Below are 16400 nucleotides of genomic sequence, written 5' to 3' on the forward strand. Positions count from 1 at the left end.
CTTGTAAAGCTGATAGCTCCTCTTGCCTCATCTGTTGCAACACCGCTAATTTGAACTCGGCGCTGTAGTGGCTGAACTTTTTCTGCAGGCCGCTCAGACCATGCTGTTCATAGCTTTTGACCCAACGCCTAACGATGGCATGGTCAAGGCCGTATTGTTTAGCCAGCCTCTTATAACCGTGTTGTCCTTCTACATAGCTTTGCACTACTAATAGCTTAAATGCTTCATTGTATTTCGCCATGAAAAACACCCCAATCGTTGGATGAGTGTCCAACTTTTGGGGTGCAGTTCACTCGGAGGCTTTTCATTAACTGGACGTTACGCTTTACGCAGATCGCCTAATAGCGTTTCCAGTTTGCGCTGGTCAGCCATAAATTTGCGGATACCTTCGGCTAGCTTATCCGAGGCCATTTCGTCTTCGTTCATTGCCCAGCGGAATTCACTCTGGGTTAGCGCCTCATCTGCCGAGCTGCTTGCTCCCATCGGGGTTAATTGACGTGTTAGTTCGCCTTGCTGCTCGTCTAGCTCGTTAAGCAGCGCGGGGGAGATCGTCAGTCGATCACAACCGGCCAATGAAACAATTTCATCTATATTGCGAAAGCTTGCGCCCATTACAATGGTGGCGTAGCCGTGGCCTTTAAAGTAATTGTAAATCTGCTTAACCGACTGCACGCCAGGGTCATTCTGGCCGCTGAAATCGGCATCGGGCTGATGGGCTTTATGCCAGTCAAGAATGCGCCCTACAAACGGCGATATCAGGGTAACCCCTGCATCCGCACACGCCTGGGCCTGAGCGAAACCAAATAGCAGGGTAAGGTTGGTGCGAATGCCTTCCCGTTCAAGCTGCTGGGCGGCCTGAATACCTTCCCAGGTTGACGCCATTTTAATCAGTATGCGATCTGCACCAACGCCTTTTTGGGCATAGCGCTCAATAAGCGAATGCGCTCGCGCAATCGTGGCATCGCGGTCAAACGAAAGCCTGGCGCTAACTTCGGTCGATACATAGCCGGGCACCAGTTCGCTAATTTCACTGCCGATTTCAACGGCAACGCGGTCTACCGCATCATCAATATCCGTACTTTCCTTGGCAATAACCGCAAGGCGTGCCCGACGCTGTTCCTGCTGTGCGGCCTGAAGTATCAGCGAAGGATTCGTGGTCGCATCCTGAGGCGCAAAACGGCGAATAGCATCAAGATCGCCTGTATCGGCAACCACCGAGGTCATTTCTTTAAGTTGTGTCAGTAAGCTAGTGGCCATGCGTTGCTCCTTGCGTAGTAAGACCCTTACTGTAGCAAGGCTTGTGCTCGCTGAATATTGTCCGATGACGGTTCAGCCGATGTTGATTGCGCTGGCTGCCAAATAAACCCATCTTTGGGTATTTCGTCGGTGACTTTAAAGCGCGCTGCCTGTTCGCGCATACTTTGCGCTGCGGTTTCAAGCGACATGGCATTCTGCGCTGTGGTTTCAACCTGTTGGGCATTGGCTCGATTCACCTGGGTCTGTTCGTGCAGGGTCGAATTAAGGTGCTCTATATGGCGGTGCTGTTCGTTGGCGGCTTCAGCGATCTGGAGCATTATGCTATTGGCCTGTTCGGTAGACTCGACAATCGCTTGCATGCCTTGGCTTGCTTGGGTGGACAAGGTTTGGCCTTGGGCAATACTGCTGCCCGACGCTGCCAGCAAGGTTTGAATTTGGCGCGCGGCCTCTGCACTTCGCGAGGCCAGCAGGCGCACCTCGTCGGCCACGACGGCAAACCCTTTGCCTTGCTCGCCCGCGCGGGCAGCTTCTACCGATGCGTTCAAGGCCAGGATATTAGTTTGAAAGGCGATGGAGTCAATGACGTTGACGATCTCATCCACTTTCTTGGAGCGGGCATGGATTTCCTGCATGGTGGTAAGAAATTCAGCCATTATCTTGCTGCCATCCTGGGTTTGTGCCGCCGCCGTTGCGGTAAGCTGGGTGGCATCAGCAGCGTAACCGGCGGTGGTGGCAACGTTCTCTGTCAGCTCGTCAAGATTGGCCGCCGTGGTCTCGTGAAACGAGTTTTGCTGGCGGGTTCGAATGGCCAGGTCCTCATTGCCTAGCGCTAAACGTTGTGCACTATCGAAGATGTGATGGCTATTGTCATGCAGCTGGGAGACGGTATTGATCAACGCGCCCTGCATATGATCGAGCGCCTGATAGAGCTGACCAATCTCATTATTGCCTCGCTGAGGAACCCCTACGCTTAAATCGCCCTGTGCCATGGTCCGAAAATGGGTGATCAGGTGATTGATGGGCGATAACAAGTGGCGTTGGCCAATCCACGCCATTAAGCCCAGCAGCCCCAGAGCCATGCCCATGCCTCCTAGCAGCAACTGCCCTATAAACTGGGCGCGGTGCTCGGCTGTGGTCATTAAATCGGTGCCTTGGCGGTCGGCAAGTTGATAAAAGGCACGGGCTTGCTGGGTGAACGCCTGGCTATTGGATAAGGCAATGAGTGTCAGTTGGCGGTAATTGGCACGATCACCGGTTTGAACGGCGCTTAGCTGCTCCTGCATAGTGCTCATCAGCGCCGTGGCCTGCTGTTCAATAGCGTTGCGCAGCGCCTGATTGGGCGTTTCTGCGCTTGCTTCCAGAAATGTTGCCAAGGCCAGGGTCATTTCAGAAAGCTCATTTTCAACCGCCTGAAGCGCCTCTACCGGATCACCCAAGGAGGGGCGTAGCTGACGTTCCAGCGCTCGGTCTAGGCGGTGCAGACCTTCAAGACCGGCTATATGCAGCCGGTTGAGCGATGACGACTGTTGAACATTGACTTGTTCAAGAACCGCTAGATCATGTTGGCTCTGTTGCATCACTTTCCACGTCAGTAGTGCAAACATAAGCACGCACAAAGCAACGAGAAATAGGCCTGCCAGGCTTAACCAGCGAAGGGAAATATTGCTTAACGCTTTAAGACTCATACTGTCCTCGATAGCTATCGTTAAAGACTTATGAATCAGAGGCTAAGGGTTTTATGTTTCAGTTTTAGGCGCCTGCGGTGCTTAATCTGCACTGTCGCTGTATTATTAGCGGCCTATCGTTTGGCTACTTTGCTTGATGATTTCCGAATAATTCAAGGAGTCCCATGGAACTGAATCCTCGCCGGGTCGCCATATTGGTGGCGGCCAATACGGCGTTAGCCCCGTTTGCGATTGATGCCTATCTGCCTGCGATCGGCATATTGGCCGATTCAATCGGTGCCAGCATTCACCATACAGAGCTGTCCATTAGTGTGTTCTTGTTTGGTTTTGCGATTGGCCAGCTGTGTTTTGGTCCGCTTTCCGACCGGGTAGGGCGCAAGCCGGTATTGCTAGGTGGCTTAACGGTATTCATGTTGGCAAGTTTGATGATTACCACCGCCGATAGCTTAACCACGCTATTAGTCTGGCGGTTTGTGCAAGCACTGGGCGGCGGGGCCTGCGTGGTGAACTCGGCCGCGATTGTGCGCGACTGCTTTAGCGGGCGTGAAGCGGCGAAGGTGATGTCGACCATGGCCATGATCATGATGTTGGCACCTTTGGCGGCTCCTGCAGTGGGCAGCCTCCTACTGCATATTGCGGGCTGGTGGCTGATTTTTGTTTTTCTGGCCGCTTATGCAGGTTTTTTGCTCTGGCTGTTAGGCACCCGGCTCCCCGAAACCCGGGATATGACGCTGCCGGCGGCGTCGCCTCGTCAAGTAATCAGAAACTACGCAAGCGTATTGCGCCACCGCGAAGGAATGGGATATATCTGCGCTGTTGCTGCCTCGTTTGCAGGGCTTTTCGCGTTTGTTACCGCATCCCCGTTTGTCTACCTTGATTACTTCGAGCTATCGCCCGGTATCTATCCGGTGGTCTTCGGGGTGAATGTCGTGGTCATTGCGCTCTCCAACCGCGTCAATATCCATTTATTGCGCAAGCGTACGCCGCAACAGAATCTACGCCTGGGATTAAAGGTACAGCTCGTGGCGGCGCTGGCGCTTGTGTTAGTGACGGCGCTGAATATGGCATCACTTTATACTGTCGTGCCGTTGATTATGCTCTTTACGGGAATGATCGGCCTGATTACCCCCAATGCGATTTCGTCCCTGCTGGATCACTTTGGGCATATCAGCGCGACGGCCACCGCTCTGTTGGGAGGTATTCAGTTTAGCTGTGGGGCGCTGGCAGGCTTTCTGGTCGGGGCGTTTGAAGTGGCTCACCTATGGCCCATGGTGCTGACCATGCTGGGCGCTTCCGTGCTTGGGAATATGGGCGTGCGACTGCTAACGGTTAAACCTGCCCGCTATGTCTAGCTTTGTTTGGCAACCTGATGCCGACAAGATTGCCCATCGCCTTGAGGCGCCTGCTTCAATGCGCTTCCTTTGCGCTATGTACAGCAGCAGCAACCGGGCTGTTGCTGTAGATCGTTCAGCCCTGTTGCCAAGATTTTTTTGACTGTCATATTTCTGCAATCGTTTGTGTGCAAACTCCTCTTTGTGAAAGGCCAGAAGGCCAATTTTTCGGTAAGCAGTGGCTGACCGGATATTAAAACCAAAGGGGAGCTCGACGTGAAAAAGCAGATGCTAAGTGTTGCAGTAGTAGCCGGTCTAGCCGCCAGTGTCTCAACCGCCGCCATGGCACGTGACACTATCCAGATTGCGGGTTCTTCTACCGTGCTGCCGTTTGCAAGTATCGTAGCGGAAGAGTTCGGTAATACTTACTCTGAGTTCAACACGCCGGTCGTTGGTTCTGGTGGTTCTAGCGGCGGTCTGCGCCAGTTCTGCCAAGGCGTTGGCGAAAACACTATTGATATCGCTAATGCTTCACGTCCAATCCGCAGCGGCGAAATCGAAAGCTGTGGCGAGAACGGCGTTAACGAAATTCTTGAAATCAAATTTGGCTATGACGGCATTGTATTCGCCTCGCGTCTTGACCGCGCCGAGTTTGCCCTGACGCCTGAGCACGTATTCAAAGCAGCCGCTGCACAGTTGCCGCAAGATGGCGAACTGGTTGATAACCCCTACACCCGCTGGTCTGAAATTGACTCAAGCCTACCGGATCAGGAAATCGTTCTGGTAATTCCTGCCTCCAACCACGGCACCCGTGAAGTATTCGAAGAGAAAGTCGTACACCCAGGCTGCGATACCGTGGCTGAAGTGGAAGACGACGCCTGTAACAACCTGCGTGGCGATGGCCGTATCGTAGAGATCGCAGGCGACTACACTGAAACCCTGGCCCGCCTGGACGCTCAGGAAGACGCGGTAGGTGTTTTCGGTCTGAGCTTCTATGACCAAAACCGTGACCGTCTACAGGTTGCAACCGTTGACGGCGTAACGCCGAGTCTGGAAACCATCGGTTCTGGCGAGTACCCGGTTTCTCGTCCGCTGTTCTTCTACGTGAAGGGCGAGCACCTGGACGTGATTCCTGGCCTGACTGAATACACCGAATTCTTCCTGAATGAAATGACTTCTGGCTACGGCAGCCCGCTGGAAGATGCTGGCTTGATTCCCATGGATGAAGAAGAGCGCGCCGAAGCGCTGGAACAGTTTCAGTCACGCACGGTAGCCACTGGCGAGTAAGCTGAACGGTTCAGGTTTTCAAGTTAATTAAGTCTGTTTTGCGCCAGCATCGAATCGTTGATGCTGGCGTTTAAACGTAGGAAGTCAAAGGCGGAGAAATAATGAGCAACCTTGCCTTGATAGCCACGCTGCTGGTAATGATGGCCTTGGCATACCACTTGGGCTTGACTCGCAGTCGCGCGGTTGCGGCAGAGCACGATGTACGGATGCATTCTCGGCCCGGTTATTATGGCGTGCTGGTAGCCCTGTGGTGTGGACTGCCCGCACTGGCCATCTTCTTGTTGTGGTCTTTTTTAGCGCCACAGTTAATCGATATGCTGGTCACTCAGCAGCTGCCAGCCGATCTGGTGGCGGGGCTTAGTGATCGTGAGTTACAAACCTTGTTACGTCGTGTGGCCGCATTGGCCAACGGGCAGGGTGTGTCTGGCGGGGGAAGCCCTGAAGAGTTAGCCGCCGCGGGGCATATGGCAAGACTTCAAACTATTGAGAATTTTAGCCTGGTCGCCTTGATGGCCGTGCTGGTCGTGGCCGGCCTGATTGTTGCCCGGCGGCGCATCTCACCTAGCTGGCGCGCCCGTAACCAGGTAGAGCGCGTTATCATGTTTGCCTTGGCGGCAAGCTCTGCCGTGGCCATCTTTACCACCATTGGCATCGTGCTTTCCATGCTGGGTGAAGCGCTGCGGTTTTTTAGCTTCATCAGCCCCGCAGAGTTCTTTTTTGGCACGGTCTGGAACCCCCGGTTCAGTACGGCGGGTGCTTCAAGCCAGGGTGATTTTGGTTTGCTGCCGCTTTTATGGGGAACGATGATGGTTAGTGCCATCGCGCTCCTGGTTGCCATTCCTGTGGGTCTGATGACCGCCATTTACATGGCCGAGTACGCGCCCCCTTGGCTGCGTAACGTGGCCAAACCCGTGATCGAAATTCTGGCGGGTATTCCGACCATTGTTTACGGCTTCTTTGCATTGATCGTGGTGGGGCCGTTCCTGTCCAGCGTCGGTGATCTGATCGGTATCAATATTCGCACAACCAGCGCGCTGACAGCGGGCCTGGTAATGGGGATCATGATTATTCCGTTCGTTTCCTCGCTTTCTGACGACATTATTACCCAGGTACCTAAGTCACTGCGCGATGGCGCGCTTGGCCTGGGGGCAACCAAATCAGAAACGATTCGTCAGGTGGTACTGCCTGCCGCACTCCCTGGCATTGTGGGTGCATTCTTGCTGGCGGCGAGCCGGGCGATTGGTGAAACCATGATCGTGGTGTTGGCTGCGGGTAATAACCCTGTACTGCATGCCAATCCCTTTGAGGCCGTGTCGACCATTACCGTCACGATCGTCAACCAGTTGACCGGGGACATGGACTTTGCAAGTCCGCAGTCGCTTGTCGCGTTCGCCTTGGGTCTTACCCTCTTCGTTATCACGCTGGGGTTAAACGTCATCGCACTGGTTGTCGTGCGTAAATACCGCCAGCAATACGAGTAAGTGACTATGTCCATATCGATTGAGCAGCGTCGTCAGCACCGGCTTATGACGATTGAAAAATCGCTGGCGAAGCGTCACCGCAAGGAAAACGTCTTCCGGCGACTGGGGCTAATGGCGGTAATTACCGGCATGACGCTGGTGGCTATCCTGTTTGCCAGCATTCTTATGCGCGGTGTGCCCGCCTTCTGGCAGGCAACGTTTTACGTAGACGTGTATTTTGACCCTGAAGTGATTGAGCTTGAGCCAAAACCTGAACGTGAAAGCGGTGAAAGCCAGTTTGCGTTTAATGAGCGTTATACGCAGTGGATGACTAGAGCTGGGCTGGTGAACTGGCAAGCGCTTATTGATCGCGCCGTTGAGGACGCGCTGGGTGAAGAGATTGAGCCTCGTCAGCTAAGAGATTTGCGGGCCCTGGTCACCTCCGGCGAGCGTTATGCGCTGCGTGACCGGTTTGTGGAAGATCCATCGCTGCTTGGCCAGACCGTTGAACTTAAGATGTTGGCAAGCGCAAACGTGGATGTATGGATCAAAGGCAATATTGATCGTGATCTGCCCGATGCCCGCCAGCAGCTAAGCGCTCAAACTCGTGCCTGGGCCGACCAGCTTGATGAGCAGGGCGTTATTCGTAATGCGTTTAGCACCTCGCTGTTTTTAAACACCGATTCCCGCAGCTCGCTGGCTTCGGCAGGCTTGGCCGGCGCCTTTATGGGTTCGCTGTTTATGATGATGGTGGTCATTACGCTGTCGGTGCCGTTAGGTGTCTCAAGCGCGATTTATCTGGAGGAGTTTGCGCCTAAAAATCGTCTGACCGACCTGATTGAAATCAACATCAATAACCTGGCGGCGGTGCCTTCTATCGTGTTTGGTTTGCTGGGCGCGTCGATATTTATCGGCTATTTACGCCTGCCCCTGTCGGCGCCGTTGGTAGGTGGCCTGGTGCTGACGCTGATGACCTTGCCGACCATTATCATTGCCACACGTGCTTCGCTGCGCTCAATCCCTCCGTCTATTCGTCAAGCGGCGTTGGGCATAGGGGCATCTCGGGTGCAAACGGTATTTCATCACGTGCTGCCGCTGGCATTGCCGGGCATTTTAACTGGCTCCATTTTAGGCGTTGCTCAGGCGCTGGGTGAAACGGCACCACTACTGCTGATTGGTATGAACGCGTTTGTAGCTAACGTACCGGGCACACCGTTAGATCAATCAACCGCCTTGCCGGTACAGATTTACCTATGGCAGGGCAATGAGCTACGCAATTTCTTTGAAGCGCGCACGTCGGCAGCCATTATTGTGCTGCTAGGGTTAATGCTGAGCTTGAATGCGTTGGCGATTTGGTTGCGTAAAAAATTCGAAACGAGGTGGTAAGTGAATATTCCTGCACAGCCTATGGCAACATCTTCAGTAAGCGTTGGCGGCGGTGAAAGCCGCGTCAGCAAAGCCAAAGATAAAGTCAAAATGAACGCCGAGAATGTCAAAGTTTTCTATGGTGACGCTCAGGCGATTAACGGTATCGATCTGGATATCTATGAAAACGAAGTGCTGGCCTTTATCGGCCCTTCGGGCTGCGGTAAATCAACATTTTTACGCTGTTTGAACCGTATGAATGACACGATTGATATCTGCCGGGTTGAAGGCAAAATTACCCTGGATCACAACGATATCTATGCACCTGATCGCGACGTGGTACTGCTTCGCGCGCAGGTAGGCATCGTATTCCAGAAGCCTAACCCGTTCCCCAAATCAATTTATGAAAATATTGCCTACGGACCGCGCCTGCATGGTTTGGCGCGCCGCAAGGCAGAGCTTGATGATATTGTCGAGAGCAGCCTGCGCCGCGCAGGACTTTGGGAAGAGGTAAAAGATCGCCTGGATAAGCCCGGCACAGGGCTTTCTGGTGGTCAGCAGCAGCGTTTATGTATTGCGCGTACCGTGGCGGTAAGTCCGGATATTATTCTGATGGATGAGCCTTGCTCTGCACTCGACCCCATTGCGACCGCGAAAGTAGAGCAACTGATTGATGAGCTAAGCGAGAGCTATACCATCGTGATGGTTACCCACAATATGCAGCAGGCCGCCCGTGTTGCAGACCGCACCGCCTTCTTCCATATGGGCGACCTAGTGGAAGTGGATACCACGGATCAGATCTTCACCAACCCTCAAGATCAGCGTACCCACGACTATATTACCGGACGCTTTGGGTAAGACGTCGTTCGGCTCCTTACCCTTGAGCTTCGAAGGGTAGGGCAGTCTGGCTGGGGCCAACGCCTTCCTGATAAAAAGGCGTTGGCTAGCGCTTGGCGTATCAGTCTATTAGTTCAACCGCGACTGCCGTCGCTTCGCCTCCGCCAATACATAAGCTCGCAATGCCGCGTTTACCGCCTTTTGTGCGCAAGGCATGAATAAGTGTGGCAATAATACGTGAGCCGGTTGAGCCAATCGGATGGCCCTGAGCACAAGCACCACCAAACACGTTTACCTTTTCGTGCGGTAAGCCTAAATCATCCATTGCCATTAGCGTGACGATGGCAAAAGCTTCGTTGATTTCAAATAGATCAACATCGCTAACGTCCCAGTCGAGCTTTTTCATCAGCTTTTCGATGGCGCCAACCGGGGCAATGGTAAATTCGCTGGGATGACGTGAGTGAGTGGCGTGGCCCAGCATTCTGGCCAGCGGCTTTGCGCCATGCCGGTCTGCCGCTGCCTGGCTTGCCAGGATAAGCGCTGAGGCGCCATCGGAGATCGAACTGGCATTGGCGGCAGTAATCGTGCCATCTTTGGCGAAGGCCGGGCGCAGCTGGCGAATTTTATCCAGCTTGGCCTGAAAAGGCTGCTCGTCGTGCTCAACTCGCGTTTCGCCTTGGCGCGTGGATACCGTGACAGGCACCATTTCAGCCGCCAGGTGGCCGGCATTCGTGGCTTCCATGGCGCGCTCAAGCGAGGCAATCGCGAAGTCGTCCAGGCGCTCGCGGCTATAGTCGCGCTGGGTCGCAATATCCTGGGCAAATACGCCCATCAGCTTGCCCGTTTCAGCGTCTTCCAGGCCGTCTAAAAACATATGATCCTTGAGTTCGCCATGGCCTAGCCGATAGCCGCCGCGTGCCTTGGTAAGCACATGGGGTGCGTTGGACATGGACTCCATACCCCCAGCCAGAAGAATTTCACCGCTGCCCGCTTTAATCAGGTCATGGGCGAGCATGGCGGCCTTCATGCCTGAGCCGCATAGCTTGTTGATCGTAGTGGCGCCGCAGGCATCCGGAATACCGGCCTGGCGCATGGCTTGACGCCCGGGCCCCTGTTTGACGCCAGCGGGCAGTACGCAGCCCATGATGCCTTCATCGATAACGTCTGGCGTAATGCCTGCACGTTCAATGGCGGCGCGGATTGCCACCGCGCCTAGCTCAGGGGCGCTCATGCTGGATAAGCTGCCCATCATGCCTCCCATGGGAGTCCGTGTGGCGGCAAGAAACACGATGTCGGTAGGGTTACTCATGATCTAACTCCTTTCAATTTATTATGATTATCAGACTGAGTGGCAAGCGATGCGTTGACCCATTGGCGGGGCTGTGGTTTTCTCTGGGTAACCAAGCAAGCGCTAGTGTGAATTATATGAATGTAATGAATGCATCACCTCGCCGCAAGGAGCTAACACGGCTGGCTGCTCAGCTATTTGTACAAGAAGGTTTTGATCGCACTACCGTGCGCATGCTGGCGCAGGAAATGGGAATTAAATCGGGCAGCCTGTTTCACCACTTTAAAGACAAGCAGGAAATTCTGGCAGCCGTCATTGAAGAGGGTACGCAGAATGCCCTGATGATTGCTCGTCAATCGATAGAGCGTTGCTCGGCTGACCCCGAAACCCGCTTACGCGTCATGGCGCGTGCTCATCTGGAAACGCTGTTTGCGGATCGCAATGCGCATGTCGTGGCGCTGTTTGAATGGCGTCGGCTTGACCCGGCGGCCAGCGCGCATTTAAGCCATCTTCGAGATGCTTATGAAGCGCTCTGGGTACAGGTGATTGACGATGCGCTGGAGGCGGGGCTTATTCACGGTGACTGCTTTCTCGTCTCGCGGTTTGTGTTAGGGGCTTTGAACTGGACCGTGCGCTGGTATGACCCTAACGGGCCGCGCACTCCGGATGATCTGGCCGACGAACTGGTCGCCATGATCATGGCTCGCTAAAGCGTTCTTCATTAATCATGTGCTGCCAGCGAGTCTTAGCTTTTTATTTCCCTCGACCAACGTATAAGTCTTAAAACGCCGTGGATAGCTTGCGCTTCCAGCGGATTGCTTTTAGCGTGTGAGTATCTCAAGGCTTCCGTTAACGTAAACTGAAAATAAAAAAGTATAACGTAAAACGCTGCCTTCCTTCTGTATCAAGACTGCTCATTACCAACAACATAAGAGAGCCATCATGACAGAGACATCGGCATCACTTCCCGCGTATTCGGAGTACCTTAAACGTTTCTCAATTGATCAAATGATTGCCAGGTTAGATGACCGTCAGGACGGCAAGCTCAATGCCTTTGAAGCGTGCTGCGGCCGGCATATTCGGGAAGGGCGTGGCGATGTGCTGGCGCTGGTACATGAAGATACCCAAGGGGTAACGCATACGTTGACGTATGCTGAGTTGGATCAACAAAGCTCCCACCTGGCTGGCTGGCTGCTCGCCCAAGGCCTGAAAGAGGGTGATCGCGTCGCCTGCATGTTGCCCCGCTCAGCGGCATTGCTAGTGGCCGTGTTGGCAACGTGGCGCATTGGTGCCGTGTATCAGCCGCTATTTACGGCGTTTGGCCCTGACGCGGTGGACTATCGGCTCGGCCGAGCTGACACCAAGCTGGTGATTACCGATCACGCTAACCGATTTAAATTCGATGGTTTAAGCCAATGCCCGCCGATGCTCGCGGTAGGCGGTGCAACGCCTGAACATGCAGATGACCAGGACTGGCAGGCTGCCCTGGCGCATGCGCCCATGACGAGTGAGCCCCCCAGGCTTGATCCAGGCCAGCCTTTTTTGCAGATGTTCACTTCCGGAACCGTAGGGAAGCCCAAAGGCGTGGCCGTGCCCCTTTCGGCAATGACCGCCTTTGCGCTCTACATGGAACTTGCCATTGATCTGCGTAGCGACGACCGTTTCTGGAATATGGCAGATCCCGGCTGGGCCTATGGCCTCTACTATGCGATTGCCGGGCCGCTGCTGCTTGGCGTTACCACACATTTTTGTGAAGCAGGCTTTAGTGCCGAAGGCGCGCTCGATTTTATGAAGCGCCACCGGATTACCAACTTTGCCGCCGCGCCCACCGCTTATCGTTTAATGAAGGCTTCGGGCCTTTTCGACGATGCCCATCAAACCTTGGAACTGCGCGCGGCGAGTTCAGCCGGTGAGCCTCTTAATACAGAAGTTGTTACCTGGGTAGAAAGATCGCTGGGCTGCTTGGTAATGGACCACTATGGCCAAACCGAAACGGGAATGACCTGCAACAATCACCATACTCTTGAGCACCCTAAGCATGTTGGCGGGATGGGGGTGCCTTTACCTGGCTATCGCTTGGCGATTCTGGATGCGGAGTATAACGAGTTGCCTCCGGGGGAACCGGGTGTCCTGGCTGTTGATATTGCCAAGTCTCCTGCGCATTTTTTCCAAGGCTACACCTGGCAGGAAAAAGACCCCTTCGTGAAGGGCTATTACTTAACCGGTGATGTGGTGATTCGTAATCAGGATGGCTCGTTTCAATTTGCGGGCCGTGATGACGACATTATTACTACCGCTGGCTACCGGGTAGGACCTACGGATGTAGAGAACAGCGTAATGACTCACCCCGCCGTGGCGGAGTCGGCGGCCGTTGGTCAGCCGGATGATATTCGTGGTGAGGTCATTAAATCCTACATTGTGCTGCGCGATGGCTATGAGGCCAGTGATGCTCTGGCTGAGGAAATTCGTCAGCAGGTACGTGAACGGCTATCGACCCATGCCTTTCCCCGCGTGATCGAGTTTGTGGAAGAGCTGCCTAAAACGCCTAGCGGTAAAATTCAGCGCTTCAAGCTGCGTGCTCAAGCGGCTGAGCAAGCCAGCCATAACAAATAATCAATTAAGGAAGAGTCATTATGCAGGTAAAGGAAGGTACGTTTTTGATAACTGGTGCCGCCTCGGGGCTGGGCGCTGCAACCGCTGAACGGTTGGCGGCCGCTGGCGCCAAGGTGGTGCTCTGTGATTTAAACGACAGTGTCACCAGCCATGCCGCCAAGCTCGGCGAGCGAGCCAGAGCTTGCATGGTCGATATTACCTCTTCAGAACAAATGCAGCAGGCGTTCGATACCGCCGTTGCGTTCGGCGGGCCGAGCGGGCTTTCCGGGGTTATTCACTGTGCTGGTGTGGTCAGTGTCGCCAAGCTAGTGGATCGCGAGGGCAATCCTGCTGATCTTGAAGCCTATGCGAAAACCATTAACATCAATCTGGTAGGCACCTTTAACGTTATGCGTTTAGCGGCTGCGGCAATGGCGAAAAATACACCAACGCAAAGCGGTGAGCGTGGGGTGATTATTAATACGGCCTCCATTGCCGCTTTTGATGGACAAGTGGGGCAGTGTGCTTATAGCGCTTCTAAAGCGGGCGTAGTGGGGATGAGCTTGCCCGCTGCTCGAGAGCTTTCCCGGCATGCAATCCGTGTCATGGCAATTGCACCAGGTGTGTTCGAAACGCCGATGATGAGTGAAATTCCCGATGAGGCCGCCCAGGCGCTCGCTGCCGCCGTGCCGTTTCCCAAGCGTCTGGGTAAGGCGGCTGAATTTGCTCAGTTGGCCGAGCAGATTATTGTAAACCCGATGCTAAACGGAGCAGTAATTCGCCTGGATGGCGGTATCCGTATGCAGTAGCGGTATCCGTATCTGGTAATTATGCAGGGGCTGTTTAAACGAGAACTCGCCAGCGATTACGCTTGCGAGTTTTTTTGCTTTCTAAGTGGCTACTTATCAGTACTTCGACCAAAGAATGAGCCAAAGCGGCGGTTAAATTCAAACGCTCGCTTGACTCGAAACGTAGGGAGCGCTAGTTTTCAAACATGTGTTTGAAAGCCGCTTGTCAACCTAGTGCTGCTTTCAGCCCCCCAGCTTTGGAGAAGTGCGATGCCCAGTTATCAGGCCCCTCTACGTGATATGCGTTTCGTAATGGACGAGATGCTCGATTACCCCTCGCATTACGCCGCATTGCCCAGCGGTGACGATGCGTCGTCCGATGTAGTAAGCGCCATCTTGGAAGAAGGCGCGCGTTTTGCGCGGGATGTACTACTGCCCATTAATCAAAGTGGTGATGAAGAAGGCTGCCGGCTAGAAGGGGGCGAGGTCAAAGCACCTAAAGGTTTTAAAGAGGCGTACCAGCAGTATGTTGAAGGTGGTTGGCCAAGTCTTGCGGCCGATCCGGAACATGGGGGGCAGGGGCTTCCACCGTCATTGGCCATGATGCTTTCGGAAATGATCTGTGCCACTAACCTGGCCTGGGGTATGTACCCAGGGCTTTCGCATGGGGCGGCCGACGCACTGCGCCACCATGGTACGGATGAGCAGCAAAGCACCTATCTAACCAAGCTGGTTGAAGGGGTGTGGACTGGTACCATGTGTTTGACTGAGCCTCACTGTGGTACTGATCTAGGTCTGATCAAGACCCGTGCGGTGCCTGCTGATGGGGACGCTTATACGCTTACCGGTACCAAGATATTTATTTCGGCCGGTGAGCATGACCTGGCAGAAAATATCGTGCATTTGGTGTTGGCGAAACTGCCTGATGCACCAGAAGGCTCGAAAGGTATTTCGTTATTTGTGGTGCCCAAGTTCTTACCCGACGCCGACGGCAACCCCGGAGAGCGCAATGGCGTCACCTGTGGCTCCCTTGAGCACAAGATGGGGATTCATGGTAACGCAACGTGCGTGATGAACTTTGATGGCGCGACCGGCTATCTGGTAGGTCCGCCCAATAAAGGGCTGGCGTGTATGTTTACCATGATGAACGCCGCGCGCCTGGGCGTGGGTATCCAAGGGCTTGGCTTGATTGAAGCCAGTTTCCAGAACTCGCTCAGTTACGCTCGCGACCGTCTGCAAATGCGTAGCCTTTCGGGGAAGCAGGCGCCAGAGAAACCCGCTGATCCGATTATCGTCCATCCTGATGTGCGCCGTATGCTGCTAACGCAAAAAGCCTTTGCCGAAGGCGGACGTATGCTGGTGCTGTATGCCGCCCAACTGTTGGATACGGTGGAGCATGGCAAGCCGGGTGAAGACAAAGAGCGTGCTGAAACTTTACTCGGACTACTAACGCCTATCGTTAAAGCTTTTTTAACCGAAGTCGGTTTTGAAAGCACTAATGAAGGCGTACAGATTTTTGGCGGCCACGGCTTCATTAAAGAGTGGGGGATGGAGCAGCTAGTGCGCGATGCGCGTATTACCCGTCTCTATGAAGGCACTACCGGCATCCAGGCGTTAGACCTGCTGGGGCGCAAGGTGCTTATGAGTCAGGGCGAGTCGCTTAAGGTCTTTACTAAAGAGATTCATAAGTTCTGTAAAGCCGAAGCCGATAATCCTGCCCTCAAGGAATTTATTACGCCTCTGGCCAAGCTCAATGCCGAATGGGGCGAGCTGACCATGGGGATCGGTATGAAGGCGATGCAGGATCGTGAAGAAGTCGGGGCGGCAAGTGTCGATTACCTCATGTATTCCGGCTACGTAGCGCTTGCCTACCTGTTTGCCCGTGCCGCAAAGCAGGCATCCATGTCTCTTGAGGGTGATGACAAGGCGTTTTATGCCGCCAAGCTCAATACCGCACGTTTTTACTATCAGCGGTTATTGCCGCGCACTAAAGCGCATGCGCAAATGATCCAGGCGGGTGCTACAAGTTTGATGGCCATCTCCAGCGAAGATTTCGGGCTGGGTTTTGAAATCTGATAGATAGCTAATACTCTGTTCGGTGGTTTGCGGCAGACTCATTATGTGGAGCATCTCCATAAAACGAGTCTTGCCGCTTTTTTTATGGGCTGAGTGAACTTTTCGAAATAGTGCTTGCCAAAGTCCTGGCGAATCCGTAAAGTACGCATCCGCTGCCGGGGACGCCAAGCGTTACCAGCGGTGAATGAAGGTGAAAATCTTCGGTTTGTCAGGAGGTTAGCGAGATTTACATCGCTCACTTCATCCGCTGAAAACAGCGGTTGACAAACACCAGGAAATGCGTAGAATACGCCTTCCTCGCTGAGGCAAGCGGCTCCGGTCATCGAGTCAATTGTTGGTAACATTAACCTCAAGCGAAACAGCTCTTTAACAATTTGATCAGGTAATTCATGTGGGCGTTTGCCGATGAGGGTGACAAGTCACCAAATATCAAG

Annotated in this window: 13 protein-coding genes; 9 read left to right on the top strand and 4 right to left on the bottom strand. The window is 53.9% G+C overall.

Annotated features, from left to right (window positions below; translation table 11 throughout):
• From D467_RS0118770 to D467_RS0118780, 3 genes are all read right to left on the bottom strand, one after another.
• Nucleotides 1–241: helix-turn-helix domain-containing protein (locus D467_RS0118770; RefSeq protein WP_018919082.1), on the bottom strand; the 241-nt coding region annotated here is incomplete at its 3' end.
• Nucleotides 242–318: 77 nt separating this feature from the next.
• Nucleotides 319–1257: a transaldolase gene (gene tal, locus D467_RS0118775; protein ID WP_018919083.1), complete on the bottom strand. Its 939-nt coding sequence runs from the start codon at nucleotides 1255–1257 to the stop codon at nucleotides 319–321.
• Nucleotides 1258–1283: 26 nt separating this feature from the next.
• Nucleotides 1284–2942 (bottom strand): methyl-accepting chemotaxis protein, encoded by a 1659-nt coding sequence (locus tag D467_RS0118780; RefSeq protein WP_018919084.1) that lies wholly within the window; start codon nucleotides 2940–2942, stop codon nucleotides 1284–1286.
• 164 nt (nucleotides 2943–3106) lie between these two features.
• On the opposite strand from D467_RS0118780, the gene D467_RS0118785 reads away from it, so the two are divergent.
• From D467_RS0118785 to pstB, 5 genes are all read left to right on the top strand, one after another.
• Complete coding sequence (locus D467_RS0118785) at nucleotides 3107–4294, top strand: multidrug effflux MFS transporter (protein ID WP_018919085.1); 1188 nt, start codon at nucleotides 3107–3109, stop codon at nucleotides 4292–4294.
• Between the two features lie 255 nt (nucleotides 4295–4549).
• On the top strand, nucleotides 4550–5560 hold the full coding sequence (locus D467_RS0118790; RefSeq protein ID WP_018919086.1) for a substrate-binding domain-containing protein: 1011 nt from the start codon (nucleotides 4550–4552) through the stop codon (nucleotides 5558–5560).
• A 101-nt stretch (nucleotides 5561–5661) separates the two neighbouring features.
• On the top strand, nucleotides 5662–7041 hold the full coding sequence (pstC, locus tag D467_RS0118795) for a phosphate ABC transporter permease subunit PstC (RefSeq protein ID WP_018919087.1): 1380 nt from the start codon (nucleotides 5662–5664) through the stop codon (nucleotides 7039–7041).
• A gap of 6 nt (nucleotides 7042–7047) precedes the next feature.
• The gene (pstA, locus tag D467_RS0118800; RefSeq protein ID WP_018919088.1) at nucleotides 7048–8406 is read left to right on the top strand and encodes a phosphate ABC transporter permease PstA; all 1359 of its coding nucleotides are present in this window, start codon (nucleotides 7048–7050) and stop codon (nucleotides 8404–8406) included.
• A gap of 21 nt (nucleotides 8407–8427) precedes the next feature.
• Nucleotides 8428–9243: a phosphate ABC transporter ATP-binding protein PstB gene (gene pstB, locus D467_RS0118805; protein ID WP_026285847.1), complete on the top strand. Its 816-nt coding sequence runs from the start codon at nucleotides 8428–8430 to the stop codon at nucleotides 9241–9243.
• A 100-nt stretch (nucleotides 9244–9343) separates the two neighbouring features.
• Here pstB and D467_RS0118810 read toward each other — a convergent pair whose 3' ends face one another.
• Nucleotides 9344–10531 carry an acetyl-CoA C-acyltransferase gene (locus D467_RS0118810; RefSeq protein WP_018919090.1) on the bottom strand — a complete coding sequence of 396 codons (1188 nt, stop codon included), beginning with the start codon at nucleotides 10529–10531 and terminating at the stop codon, nucleotides 9344–9346.
• A gap of 125 nt (nucleotides 10532–10656) precedes the next feature.
• Between D467_RS0118810 and D467_RS0118815 the strand changes: the two genes are divergently transcribed.
• The 4 genes from D467_RS0118815 to D467_RS0118830 all read left to right on the top strand — a co-directional run bounded on the left by D467_RS0118815 (nucleotide 10657) and on the right by D467_RS0118830 (nucleotide 15966).
• Nucleotides 10657–11220, top strand: a complete 564-nt coding sequence (locus D467_RS0118815; protein WP_018919091.1) for a TetR/AcrR family transcriptional regulator — start codon at nucleotides 10657–10659, stop codon at nucleotides 11218–11220.
• 232 nt (nucleotides 11221–11452) lie between these two features.
• Nucleotides 11453–13123 (top strand): AMP-binding protein, encoded by a 1671-nt coding sequence (locus D467_RS0118820; RefSeq protein ID WP_018919092.1) that lies wholly within the window; start codon nucleotides 11453–11455, stop codon nucleotides 13121–13123.
• A 20-nt stretch (nucleotides 13124–13143) separates the two neighbouring features.
• On the top strand, nucleotides 13144–13911 hold the full coding sequence (locus D467_RS0118825; protein WP_018919093.1) for an SDR family NAD(P)-dependent oxidoreductase: 768 nt from the start codon (nucleotides 13144–13146) through the stop codon (nucleotides 13909–13911).
• A 249-nt stretch (nucleotides 13912–14160) separates the two neighbouring features.
• On the top strand, nucleotides 14161–15966 hold the full coding sequence (locus D467_RS0118830; RefSeq protein WP_018919094.1) for an acyl-CoA dehydrogenase C-terminal domain-containing protein: 1806 nt from the start codon (nucleotides 14161–14163) through the stop codon (nucleotides 15964–15966).
• Nucleotides 15967–16400 lie beyond the last annotated feature (434 nt).

This window comes from Vreelandella zhanjiangensis DSM 21076, assembly GCF_000377665.1.
GTDB classification, from domain to species: Bacteria; Pseudomonadota; Gammaproteobacteria; order Pseudomonadales; family Halomonadaceae; genus Vreelandella; species Vreelandella zhanjiangensis.

Coding starts and splice junctions, on each gene's coding strand:
- tal (WP_018919083.1), bottom strand. CDS start 1,257: ATGGCCACTAGCTTACTGACACAACTTAAAGAAATGACCTCGGTGGTT.
- D467_RS0118780 (WP_018919084.1), bottom strand. CDS start 2,942: ATGAGTCTTAAAGCGTTAAGCAATATTTCCCTTCGCTGGTTAAGCCTG.
- D467_RS0118785 (WP_018919085.1), top strand. CDS start 3,107: ATGGAACTGAATCCTCGCCGGGTCGCCATATTGGTGGCGGCCAATACG.
- pstC (WP_018919087.1), top strand. CDS start 5,662: ATGAGCAACCTTGCCTTGATAGCCACGCTGCTGGTAATGATGGCCTTG.
- pstA (WP_018919088.1), top strand. CDS start 7,048: ATGTCCATATCGATTGAGCAGCGTCGTCAGCACCGGCTTATGACGATT.
- pstB (WP_026285847.1), top strand. CDS start 8,428: ATGGCAACATCTTCAGTAAGCGTTGGCGGCGGTGAAAGCCGCGTCAGC.
- D467_RS0118810 (WP_018919090.1), bottom strand. CDS start 10,531: ATGAGTAACCCTACCGACATCGTGTTTCTTGCCGCCACACGGACTCCC.
- D467_RS0118815 (WP_018919091.1), top strand. CDS start 10,657: ATGAATGCATCACCTCGCCGCAAGGAGCTAACACGGCTGGCTGCTCAG.
- D467_RS0118820 (WP_018919092.1), top strand. CDS start 11,453: ATGACAGAGACATCGGCATCACTTCCCGCGTATTCGGAGTACCTTAAA.
- D467_RS0118825 (WP_018919093.1), top strand. CDS start 13,144: ATGCAGGTAAAGGAAGGTACGTTTTTGATAACTGGTGCCGCCTCGGGG.
- D467_RS0118830 (WP_018919094.1), top strand. CDS start 14,161: ATGCCCAGTTATCAGGCCCCTCTACGTGATATGCGTTTCGTAATGGAC.